This window comes from Pseudomonas sp. NBRC 111124, assembly GCF_001320245.1.
Taxonomy (GTDB): Bacteria; Pseudomonadota; Gammaproteobacteria; order Pseudomonadales; family Pseudomonadaceae; genus Aquipseudomonas.
In genome coordinates this window covers 179,015-190,339 of the sequence record NZ_BCBA01000012.1, presented here as the reverse complement: position 1 = coordinate 190,339, position 11,325 = coordinate 179,015, and the positions used below count along the sequence as shown (strand labels likewise).

The 11,325-nt window shown below is 61.7% G+C and carries 7 protein-coding genes; 6 read left to right on the top strand and 1 reads right to left on the bottom strand.

Annotation, left to right across the window (positions count from 1 at the left end; all coding sequences use genetic code 11):
- Positions 1 to 116 precede the first annotated feature (116 nt).
- The 3 genes from APH28_RS06525 to asd all read left to right on the top strand — a co-directional run bounded on the left by APH28_RS06525 (position 117) and on the right by asd (position 3,194).
- Complete coding sequence (locus tag APH28_RS06525; RefSeq protein WP_060508151.1) at positions 117 to 881, top strand: class I SAM-dependent methyltransferase; 765 nt, start codon at positions 117 to 119, stop codon at positions 879 to 881.
- 54 nt (positions 882 to 935) lie between these two features.
- On the top strand, positions 936 to 2,018 hold the full coding sequence (gene leuB, locus APH28_RS06520; RefSeq protein ID WP_060508150.1) for a 3-isopropylmalate dehydrogenase: 1,083 nt from the start codon (positions 936 to 938) through the stop codon (positions 2,016 to 2,018).
- A 63-nt stretch (positions 2,019 to 2,081) separates the two neighbouring features.
- Positions 2,082 to 3,194: an aspartate-semialdehyde dehydrogenase gene (gene asd / locus APH28_RS06515; protein WP_060508149.1), complete on the top strand. Its 1,113-nt coding sequence runs from the start codon at positions 2,082 to 2,084 to the stop codon at positions 3,192 to 3,194.
- A gap of 72 nt (positions 3,195 to 3,266) precedes the next feature.
- Here asd and APH28_RS06510 read toward each other — a convergent pair whose 3' ends face one another.
- Complete coding sequence (locus tag APH28_RS06510) at positions 3,267 to 6,380, bottom strand: TagA domain-containing protein (protein WP_060508148.1); 3,114 nt, start codon at positions 6,378 to 6,380, stop codon at positions 3,267 to 3,269.
- A gap of 172 nt (positions 6,381 to 6,552) precedes the next feature.
- On the opposite strand from APH28_RS06510, the gene APH28_RS06505 reads away from it, so the two are divergent.
- The 3 genes from APH28_RS06505 to truA all read left to right on the top strand — a co-directional run bounded on the left by APH28_RS06505 (position 6,553) and on the right by truA (position 11,281).
- Positions 6,553 to 7,557: an aspartate-semialdehyde dehydrogenase gene (locus tag APH28_RS06505; RefSeq protein WP_060508147.1), complete on the top strand. Its 1,005-nt coding sequence runs from the start codon at positions 6,553 to 6,555 to the stop codon at positions 7,555 to 7,557.
- A 71-nt stretch (positions 7,558 to 7,628) separates the two neighbouring features.
- Positions 7,629 to 10,328: a FimV/HubP family polar landmark protein gene (locus APH28_RS06500; protein ID WP_060508146.1), complete on the top strand. Its 2,700-nt coding sequence runs from the start codon at positions 7,629 to 7,631 to the stop codon at positions 10,326 to 10,328.
- A 98-nt stretch (positions 10,329 to 10,426) separates the two neighbouring features.
- On the top strand, positions 10,427 to 11,281 hold the full coding sequence (gene truA, locus APH28_RS06495; protein ID WP_060508145.1) for a tRNA pseudouridine(38-40) synthase TruA: 855 nt from the start codon (positions 10,427 to 10,429) through the stop codon (positions 11,279 to 11,281).
- Positions 11,282 to 11,325: the final 44 nt, after the last annotated feature.

Sequence of the window (11,325 nt, the reverse complement as noted above, 5' to 3'; positions counted from 1 at the left end):
CGGGTAAACCCGCTCCCACATAGGTACCACAGGGCCTTAGGGCAGCGTTGTACCTGTGGGAGCGGGTCTACCCGCGAAGAGGCCGGTACAGGCAAAAAAACCAAAAGGATTTAGCCATGACCAGCACCACCCACACCGACGTGGTCCAACGCCAGTTCGGCGAACAGGCCAGTGCCTACCTCAGCAGCGCCGTGCACGCCCAAGGCAGCGAATTCGCGCTGCTGCAGGCCGCACTCGCGGGGCAGGGCAGCGCCCGCGTGCTGGACCTGGGCTGCGGTGCCGGTCATGTCAGTTTTCACGTCGCGCCCTTGGTTGCCGAGGTGGTCGCCTACGACCTCTCGCAGTCGATGCTCGACGTGGTCGCCAGCGCCGCCAGCGAGCGTGGCCTGGGCAATATCACCACCGAATGCGGTGCCGCCGAACGCCTGCCGTTCGCCGACGCTTCGTTCGACTTCGTCTTCAGCCGCTATTCGGCGCACCACTGGAGCGACCTCGGTGTGGCCCTGCGTGAAGTGCGCCGGGTGCTCAAGCCGGGTGGCGTGGCTGCGTTCATCGACGTGATGTCGCCGGGCAGCCCGTTGCTCGACACCTATTTGCAAACGGTCGAAGTGCTGCGCGACACCAGCCACGTGCGCGACTACTCCGCCGCCGAATGGCAGCGCCAGGTCAGCGAAGCCGGCCTGCACGTGCGCAGCCACACCCGCCAGCCGTTGCGCCTGGAGTTTGCCAGCTGGGTCGAGCGCATGCGCACCCCCGAGCCGATGCGCGTTGCCATCCTCCAATTGCAGCAAGCCATGGGCGAAGAAGTGCGGCAGTATTACCAGATCGAAGCCGATGGCTCGTTCAGCACCGACGTGCTGGTGTTGTGGGCCGAGCGATAAGAACTTTTCGGTGGGGCCCGCTTGGCCGCACCGCGTGAATGGATAGAGGAAAGCATGAGCAAGCAGATTCTGATTCTCCCAGGTGATGGCATTGGTCCGGAAATCATGGCCGAAGCGGTCAAGGTGCTGGAGCTGGCCAACGACAAGTTCCAGCTCGGCTTCAGCCTCGAGCACGACGTGATCGGCGGCGCCGCCATCGACAAGCACGGTGTGCCGCTGGCCGACGAAACCCTGGAGCGTGCCCGCCAGGCCGACGCCGTGCTGCTGGGCGCCGTGGGCGGCCCGAAGTGGGACAAGATCGAGCGTGACATCCGCCCGGAGCGCGGCCTGCTGAAAATCCGTTCGCAACTGGGCCTGTTCGCCAACCTGCGCCCGGCCATCCTCTACCCGCAACTGGCCGATGCGTCCTCGCTGAAGCCGGAAATCGTCTCGGGCCTGGATATCCTCATCGTCCGTGAACTGACCGGCGGCATCTACTTCGGTGCCCCGCGCGGCCAGCGCGAGCTGGAAGGCGGCGAGCGCCAGGCTTACGACACCCTGCCATACAGCGAAAGCGAAGTGCGCCGTATCGCCCGTGTCGGCTTCGACATGGCCCGCGTACGTGGCAAGAAGCTGTGCTCGGTGGACAAGGCCAACGTCCTGGCCTCCAGCCAGCTGTGGCGTGAAGTGGTCGAAGACGTGGCCAAGGACTACCCGGACGTCGAACTGAGCCACATGTACGTCGACAACGCTGCCATGCAGCTGGTCCGCGCACCGAAGCAGTTCGACGTGGTAGTGACCGACAACATGTTCGGTGACATCCTGTCGGATGAAGCTTCCATGCTGACCGGTTCCATCGGCATGCTGCCTTCGGCCTCCCTGGACGCCAACAACAAGGGCATGTACGAGCCTTGCCACGGTTCGGCGCCGGACATCGCCGGGCAGGGCATTGCCAACCCGTTGGCGACCATCCTGTCGGTGTCGATGATGCTGCGTTACAGCTTCAACCAGCACGCTGCGGCCGAAGCGATCGAGAAGGCGGTCAGCGTCGTGCTGGACCAGGGCCTGCGTACCGGTGACATCTGGTCGGCCGGCTGCGACAAAGTAGGCACGCAGGAAATGGGCGACGCAGTAGTCGCAGCGCTGCGGAATCTGTAATCTCTCTGGCCCGCCACCAAAAACTCGAGGTGGCGGCCCACTTTTAGCAAAGGTGTAGTTGCGATGAAACGTGTAGGTCTGATCGGTTGGCGCGGTATGGTCGGTTCCGTGCTCATGCAGCGGATGCTGGAGGAGCAGGATTTCGACCTTATCGAGCCAGTGTTCTTCACCACGTCCAACGTAGGTGGCCAGGGCCCGAACGTGGGCAAGGATATTGCTCCGCTCAAGGACGCTTATTCGATTGAAGAACTCAAGACCCTCGACGTTATCCTGACCTGCCAGGGCGGCGACTACACCAACGAGGTGTTCCCCAAGCTGCGTGAAGCCGGCTGGCAGGGTTACTGGATCGATGCTGCTTCGTCGCTGCGCATGCAGGACGACGCGGTCATCGTACTGGACCCGGTCAACCGCAAGGTCATCGACCAGCAGCTCGATGCCGGTACCAAGAACTACATCGGCGGCAACTGCACGGTCAGCCTGATGCTGATGGGCCTGGGTGGCTTGTTCGAGGCCGGTCTGGTCGAGTGGATGAGCGCCATGACCTATCAGGCGGCCTCGGGTGCCGGCGCACAGAACATGCGCGAGCTGATCAAGCAGATGGGTGCGACCCATGCGGCCGTTGCCGATGACCTGGCCAACCCGGCCAGCGCCATCCTCGACATCGACCGCAAAGTGGCTGAAGCCATGCGCGGCGAAGCGTTCCCAACCGAAAACTTCGGCGTGCCGCTGGCCGGCAGCCTGATCCCGTGGATCGACAAGGAACTGCCGAACGGGCAGAGCCGTGAAGAGTGGAAGGCCCAGGCCGAGACCAACAAGATCCTCGGTCGCTTCAAGAACCCGGTCCCGGTCGACGGTATCTGCGTGCGCATCGGCGCCATGCGCTGCCATAGCCAGGCGCTGACCATCAAGCTGAACAAGGATGTGCCCCTGGCCGACATCGAAGGCATGATCAGCCAGCACAACCCGTGGGTGAAACTGGTGCCGAACCAGCGCGAGATCAGCATGCAAGAGCTGACCCCGACCAAGGTCACCGGTACCTTGAACATCCCGGTTGGCCGCCTGCGCAAGCTGAACATGGGTTCCCAGTACCTGGGCGCGTTCACCGTGGGTGACCAACTGCTGTGGGGCGCCGCCGAACCGCTGCGCCGCATGCTGCGGATCCTGCTGGAGCGTTGATCCACACTCATCGCCGATGAGTGGCGCGTTATGAAATGACCCTGCAAGGTTGCGCCTTGCAGGGTTTTTTTTCTATTTTTGTATGGGGCTGGCAGAGCCGGAAGAGACGGGGGCGTAGGAGAAAATCTGAGTTTGACTCCAGTCCAGTGGCTCCAGCGATACTTCGCCGCTATCTGATACCTGCAGAAAACGCCCGTTCTTCATGTTCTGAAGACGGATTTTCCCTTCTGTGGTTTCCAGGTCTTTTCGGGGGTTCCAGCTCAGGCTGTCGGTACGAGGAAATGCGCAGCCACGCAGGATGAGTTCGTCGTCCAGGCATTGACCATCTGAGGTCATCAGCATGAATGAAGGCATTTTGTCGGGGAGGTCGTTGCCCATGATGTCCACCAGATACCATCCGTACAACCGGTTGGCGCGGGTCGTGGCGACCGTCCTGCCGCGGCCTTCAAGCGAGTGGCTGCCTTGTGTCAACGAGAATAGGGGCAGATAGTGCTTTTCAAAGCGCTGCTGGTCGGGATTACCCAGCGGCTCGAGTTGTATGGTTTCGCTTCCCTGGCGTGCGGTAATGAAACGGCCGGTCTGCGGATCCTGAAGGTAGATCTGCGGGATGGACGAAGCAAGGTCGGATCGAGTCCACCAAAGCGTATCTTTCTGTGGGTATTTACACGTGGTGGATGCCTGCTGGTAATCAATGCACTTGCCCATCATGTCCACAGGTTGGTAAGCATCGAACACGAACGGATAGGCATTTTTCTTTGGCAGCCGCCAGATTGCGTTTTCGTCGCATGCGGCCAGTTTCGTTCCCCGCTCGGTCGAGGCAAGACAGGTCCCGTACTTGGGCAGGTATAGCCATTGCGGTGGCGATGCCTGGGGGATTTCCTCGCCATGCTCGGCCCCCATGCGGATTACCTCAGGTAGCAGGTTGTCCTCAAGCTCGCGCGTCTGAACAGTCTGGTCATCCACTTTCAAAGTTGCAGTTCGGGGTTGGCGTCGAGAGTTGACGTTGATCGCTGCTGTTTTCAGCACATCTTTTGCGATGAGGGCATCGTACAGCATATGGGTGTCGACGCTTTTGTCTGCGTATTCAATATCGACGCTGTAGCGATGGGGGGTGCGATCGTCACCGGGGTAGAAAACCCCCAATTCATTCATATCGCTGTTGGCTTGCAGTTGTAGTGTGCCTGTGGGGGTAGGGGTAATGAATCGACCACTATGGCTTTCCTGAAGTTTGAATAGACGATCACTTTGAGTAAGGTCTTTGCGAGCCCGCCAGCGAACCTGTGGTTCTTCCGGGGTGCAGGTGCGAAATGCAAGATCGAAGTCCAGGCACTGTTCGGCTTTGTTACGGATGACTACCACTGGCGCGAGCTCCCTTTCGTCTGAGTCAAGCGGTGGCATTATCTGCAGTGACAGGTTGGTGGATGCCTCATGGCAGGCTTTGAGTACGAGGCTGCTCTGCTCCGACGCCAGGCACTGGCCTGCGACCGTCACGAGCGCAGAAGTATTGAAGGTGCTGGAAGTTGCATGTCCTGAAACAGGGGCGCGCAGCGGGGAATAGACATTGCCATAGTTGCTCACGATGGCAGGGTAGATCTGATTGATGCCATCCTGATTGTGGGAGGGGTCGGAAAAAGTCAATACCAGGGTGTGGACCGGCACCCCTTTTTCGGTGGGGCTTTCATCCGTCGTGGCTGAAATGACTGCGGGTCCGATGCGTGGGGTTTCAATTCCGGTGTCCGGAAGGGTGGGCCGTTCCGTGCTGGGCGCCATGGAGGTCAAGGCTTGGGGGGGCGGGGGCGCTCTGTGGTCATCGCCGATGCCAGCGTATTCGACGCCCTCGGGCAGGCTTCCGAATCGCTGTTGCACACGTAACGTCTGTTGGTGCGTATAAGGCGCGATGTAGCGCTTCCAGCTGGAGCCTTCCCGTGAGCCCAAACCCAGACTTTCGAATTCGTCGATCAGTGGTGCCGATGCGGTGCTTGGATGCCAAGGCGGGGCTGCAAGTGAGCCAAGGACATGCCCGAAATAGTGCTTGCCCAGATAGTCCACCGGCAATCCATAGGCCTTGGGGTTGGGGTGAGTATTGGGCAGGAAGACATTGTCATACGCGCGGTATGACCAATCCTCGTATCGGCCCGGGGTGTCATGGGGAAGGCCAAGGCCATGGCCGGTTTCATGCCAGAAACCATCAGGGAAGTACGGGTAGTTGCAGCTGCTGCCGCTGCAGCTAGCACCGACGCCGGGCGGGAGTACCGGCATGCCGTCCGGTACGTCCAGCAGTTGACCGGAAATCGCGACCGGATAACCTGGCTTCTTGTCGCCGAGAACCGAGGCCGCGCGCCAGTAGTTGCCCATGCCGGCCTTGGCGGGCAGTGTCTTGTCGCCGAAGTCGGCCCACTCCATTCCATTGATCTTGTCATACACATGGGGTTTGCCATCGCGCCCCATGGCCACGATTCGTGGCCAATAAGCTTTACCCACTCCTAGGTAAAGGCGTTGGGTCGGCAGCTCGGAGAGCATTTCCCGCGCTGCGATGCGTGCCGCGACAGGGTTGAGTTCACTATCGTACTGGTCGACCGTGGTTCTGCAGGTTGCCTCTTCCTTGAACAGGCATCCCTTGATGTTCATCAGCACCAGACCTTCGCTCTCCGGCGTCATGAACAGCAGCTTGTCCTTTGGCAGTGAACCCTGGTTGGCCTCATTCCCGACTTGCCGGAAGCTGATTTTCGTGTTGGCAGTGAAAAGATTCCAGGGAATCGTGTAGGAGAATGTCTGCTCCTTAAAATGTGGGTACTCGCCTTTGATAATTTTTCCTGAGAACGTGTTCTCCTCGTCGTAAAACGCAGCGCCAGGAAGGGCGTCTGGCCGGTTCATAGGAAACGTGGTTTGTTCCCCATCAAGTTCCACTACCAAATAAACATCGGTCATTGGAGTCTGGGGTCTGAGCATCACCAAGGTATCTTTATTGGGAACCAGAAATGGGTCGAAGATCCTTCGTGTCGCCGCGATCACGTGGGTCTGGGCAAAGTCAACCTGACCCGCCAGTGGGCCCAGCAAGTCGTTTCTGAGTGTTTTCGTGGGTAATGTCTGTGTCGGGCCATCCGGCGCCGTTACCGGTATTTGAGGCTGAGCGTAAGTGGGGGTCATGAAGCTCAGGGTTACCAAGAGGCCAGAGAATGCTCGCATGGCTGTACCTTTATGGGTTTCGATTCCCGGTCATTCTGAAAGGTGCAGTGGGTACGCGAAAACTGGTAGAAATATCAGGTGGGTGACATAGGGCGATGTGATCGATGGTTTACGGTATTCCCGGACTGATATTCCGGGTAAAGTGCCGCCCCCTTCCAGTAGAGGAATCGATATGACTCAGCCCATTGATGTTGCCGTAGTAGGCGCCACTGGCACCGTAGGCGAAACCTTGGTGCAGATCCTCGAGGAACTGGCCTTCCCGGTCGGCACTTTGCACCTGCTGGCCAGCATGGAATCGGCGGGTAGCAGCGTGATGTTCGCCGGCAAGAAGCTCAAGGTGCGTGAGGTCGACAGTTTCGACTTCGCCCAGGTAAAACTGGCCTTCTTCGCCGCCAGCCCCGCCGTCAGCCGTAGCTTTGCCAGCAAGGCCGAGCAGGCCGGCTGCACGGTCATCGACCTCTCCGGCGGCCTTGACGATGCGCTGGTCGTGGTGCCCGAAGCCAATGGCGACAGCATCGCCAACCTGAAGCTGCCTGCACGCATCACCAGCCCCAGCTGCGCAGCCGTTGCCGTGGCGGTTGCCCTGGCGCCGCTCAAGGGCCTGCTGGACATCGAGCGGGTGCAGGTCATGGCTGCCCTGGCGGTGTCCGCACAGGGTCGCGAGGCAGTCAGCGAACTGGCCCGGCAAACCGCCGAGCTGCTCAATGCCCGCCCGCTGGAGCCACGTTTCTTCGATCGGCAGATGGCCTTCAACGTGCTGGCCCAGGTCGGTGCTGTCGATGAGCATGGCCATACCGCTGTGGAGCGCCGCTTGGTGGGCGAGTTGCCTGTGCTGTTGGGCCTGCCGGAACTGAAGATTTCGGTGAGCTGCATTCAAGTCCCGGTGTTTTTCGGCGATAGCTTCAGTGTGGCGGTGCAGAGCCGCAACCCGGTCGATCTGGCACAGGTCAACCAGGCGCTGGAACACGCCGAAAGCGTCGAGCGGGTGGAAAACGATGATTATCCGACCCCGGTCGGTGACGCAGTCGGCCAAGACGTGGTCTATGTTGGTCGTGTACGCCATGGAATTGACGAAAACCAGCAGCTCAACCTCTGGTTGACCACCGACAATGTGCGCAAAGGTGCTGCGCTAAACGCCGTGCAGGTGGCGCAATTGTTGATTAAACACATGGCGTAAAAGATACTGGCGAGCACTTTTGTCCCGCGCCGCAGCAGGTTTTTGGGACGATTCATACAAGGGAAGAGGTCATGCTTCGAATTCGCAAACTGGTTCTGGCCATGGCGGCAGCGTCTGCGCTGACGTCGGGCATGGCGAATGCCCTGGGGTTGGGTGAACTGACATTGAAGTCGGCGCAGAACCAGCCTCTGGATGCCGAGATCGAACTGCTCGATGTGCGCGACCTCACCGCAGCCGAAGTGGCGCCGAGCCTGGCGCCACCGGAAGAGTTCAGCAAGGCCGGGGTGGAGTTTCCGAGTTACCTGGAAGACCTGACCTTCACCCCGGTGATCAACCCCAACGGCAAGAGCGTGCTGCGGGTTACCTCCAGCCAGCCGCTGCCTGGCACGGTGGTCAAGTTCCTGGTCCAGGTCATGTGGCCTCAGGGCCGCCTGCTGCGTGACTACAGCGTGTTGCTCGACCAGGCCAAGGCCCAGGGCCAGCAGCCCGCCGCGGGCAATGTCAACCCGGCTACCAGCAGCGCGGGCAGCTATACCACCAAGCGCCGCGACACCCTGTGGCAGATTGCTGCCCGCAATACGCAGGGTGGTGGTTCGGTGCAGCAGACCATGATCGCCATCCAGGCGCTCAATCCGGATGCCTTTATTGGCAACAACATCAACCAGCTGAAGGTTGGCCAGGTCCTGCGCCTGCCCGACCAGCAGCAGGTCCAGAGCATTCCTCAGGGCGAAGCCAATCGTGAAGTGGCCGAGCAGTACGCGGCCTGGCGTGAAGGCCGGCGTCTGGGGCCGCGTGCGAGGCAGCTGGATGCTACCCGTCGAGGCGCCGCCGACGCAGCACCCGAGCGGATTACCCAAGGCGACAACTTGCGCTTGGTCAGCCCCGGCAACCAGGCGAGCGGTAACAGCGCCAAGGCCATCAACGACAAGCTGGCCGTGGCCCAGGAAAGCCTGGACACCAGCCGTCGTGACAACGACGAACTGAAAAGCCGGGTGTCCGACCTGCAAAGCCAGATGGACAAGCTGCAGAAGCTGATCCAGCTGAAGAATGACCAGTTGGCGCGCCTGGAAGCCCAAGGCGCGGCACCTGAAGCACCGCCTGCGGCCGCCTTGCCGGGTGAGCCGGCACCTGTGCAGCCCCCGTCGGCTGATGCGGCCCCGGCCGAGCCGGTGGTGGCGCCAGCACCTGCAGCGGTCGATACCGCGCCTGCTGACGAGGCCGCTACCACACAGCCGAGCGCAATCGACGAGATGCTGGCAAACCCCGTCATATTGGGGCTGATCGCCGGTTCTGCGTTCCTCGTGCTGCTGCTTTTGCTGTTGCTGCTGGCGCGCAAGCGCAAGGCCCAGCAAGAAGCGGAGAAACATCTGCGCATGGCCCGCGCGCTGGCCGAGGAGGGCGAGCGCAACCCGGATCTCGACCTGCCACCGAGCAGCTTCGATGAGCTGGAAGTGTCCGCGCCGAGCGTGACCCTGTCGCCTGCCGTGGTGGCCGCCTCGGCTGCAGCCGCTGTCGCTGCAGAAAAGCTGGCTGCGCCTGCGGCTCCGGTTGTCGAGCCCGAGCCGGCCCGGGACCCGAATGCCGAGCTGTTGGCTGAAGTCGATCTGAGCCTGTCGCGAGGCCGTCTGAATCATGCGGCTGACCTGCTGGAAACGGCAGTGGCGGCGCAGCCGGAAAATGACACCCTGCGCCTCAGGCTGATGGACGTCTACGCCCGCCAAGGCGACCACAGTGCCTTCGTCGAGCAGGAGCGCAAGCTGCCTGCCACCGAAGCGAACACTGCTGAGCTCAGTAGCCTCAAGGAGCGCTACCCGGCCATGCTGGGTCTCGCTGCCGCCACCGCAGTTAGCGTGGGTGCTGCGGCGCTGGCCGCCGAAATGGGCGAGCAGTATGTGCAGGAGTTGCTTCAGGAAGAGCCGCAAACGCCAGCCGAAGTTGAAGCAGAGCCTGAACCTGAGCCGCAGGCACTCGTCGAGCCAGATTCGGCGCCAGAGCCAGAGCCAGAGCTTGAAGCCGCCGCCGAGGCCTTTACCGAGACCTCCGTGCTGGATGACAACGACCTGGACAGCGCTTTTGACCTGAGCCTGGGTGATGATCTGCCAGCGGATGATCAGCTCGAGCCGCCGATGCTGGACGAAGCACCACGGTTCGAGGCGCAGGCAGAAGCCGAGCCGGCAGCCGCAGAACCGGAAACCGACGCCGATGCCGATTTCGAAGCCTTGCTGGCCCAGGCCCAGGCCGAGCCGCAGAGCGTCGACGACCTGGATGATTTCGACCTGGCCGATTTCGATCTGGACAGTGGTGAAACAGCCGCCCCGGTCACGGCGGAAGAAGAGCCGGTGGATGTCGCCGCCGAACTGGCAGCCTTTGACGCCATCCCGGAATTCGACCCGATCTCCGAGCTGGAGCTGCCGGACGACTTCGACCTGTCGCTGTCGCTGGATGACGACTCGCCGGCAGCCAGGAGCTTTGCCTCGGAACTCAATGACGTCAACGCCGAACTCGACAAGCTGTCGCAGAGCCTGGAGTCGCCCTCGCTGGAGCCGCACTTCACCGCCGAAGACGCCGCCGCCGAGCCCGAGCCGCTGGATGACCTCGATTTCGACTTCTTCTCCGGTGCCGACGAGGTAGCGACCAAGCTTGACCTGGCGCGTGCCTACATCGACATGGGCGACCACCAGGGCGCCCGCGACATCCTCGACGAAGTGGTCAAGGATGGTGATGACGGCCAACGCCAGGAAGCCGAAGAGATGCTCGCGCGTCTCGTCTGACTCTGCTTCAGGCAGCAACGACCACGACGGCAGCCCTATACGGCTGCCGTTGTCGTTATAATCCCCGCCATTCCGTATCACCCACAGGTTTCACGCTCTTGGACATCATCGACACCGTCGCCACCGAATCGGCCGCTGAAGGCTTCACCCGCATTGCCCTGGGTGTGGAATACAAGGGCTCGCGCTATCGCGGCTGGCAGCGCCAGGCCAGCGGCGTGCCCAGCGTGCAGCAGGCCCTCGAGCAGGCGCTGTCGAAGGTGGCCGACGAGCCGATCAGCGTCATCTGTGCCGGGCGCACCGATGCCGGCGTGCACGGCTGCGGGCAGATCGTGCATTTCGACACCCGTGCCGTGCGCGACGAGCGCGCCTGGACCCTGGGCACCAACTTCAATCTGCCCCACGACATCAGCGTGGTCTGGTCGCGGCCGATGCCGGCGGACTTCCATGCGCGCTTCAAGGCCTGTGCACGGCGCTACCGCTACGTGATCTACAACGACCCGATCCGCCCCGCGCACCTGGCCGAGGAAGTGACCTGGAACCACCGCCCGCTGGATGTCGAGCGCATGGCCCAGGCTGCCCAGTACCTGCTGGGTACCCACGACTTCAGCGCCTTCCGCGCCAGCCAGTGCCAGGCCAAGTCGCCGATCAAGCATATCCATCACCTGCGGGTCACCCGCCACGGCCAGATGATCGTGCTGGACGTGCGAGCCACCGCCTTCCTGCACCATATGGTTCGCAATATCGCCGGGGTGCTGATGACCATCGGTGCCGGCGAGCGCCCGGTCGAGTGGGCCCGTGAAGTGCTGGAGGGGCGCAACCGCCGTGAAGGCGGGGTGACTGCCCACCCTTATGGCCTGTACTTGGTGCAAGTGGAATACCCGGAAGCGTTCGAGCTGCCAAAGCGTTACATCGGCCCACACTTTTTGACCGGTTACGAAGCGCTGGCCGACTGACGCGTCAGAAGTCATTTGCTACCATCGGGCCTTTCACCACTCAC

Coding starts and splice junctions, on each gene's coding strand:
- APH28_RS06525 (WP_060508151.1), top strand. CDS start 117: ATGACCAGCACCACCCACACCGACGTGGTCCAACGCCAGTTCGGCGAA.
- leuB (WP_060508150.1), top strand. CDS start 936: ATGAGCAAGCAGATTCTGATTCTCCCAGGTGATGGCATTGGTCCGGAA.
- asd (WP_060508149.1), top strand. CDS start 2,082: ATGAAACGTGTAGGTCTGATCGGTTGGCGCGGTATGGTCGGTTCCGTG.
- APH28_RS06510 (WP_060508148.1), bottom strand. CDS start 6,380: ATGCGAGCATTCTCTGGCCTCTTGGTAACCCTGAGCTTCATGACCCCC.
- APH28_RS06505 (WP_060508147.1), top strand. CDS start 6,553: ATGACTCAGCCCATTGATGTTGCCGTAGTAGGCGCCACTGGCACCGTA.
- APH28_RS06500 (WP_060508146.1), top strand. CDS start 7,629: ATGCTTCGAATTCGCAAACTGGTTCTGGCCATGGCGGCAGCGTCTGCG.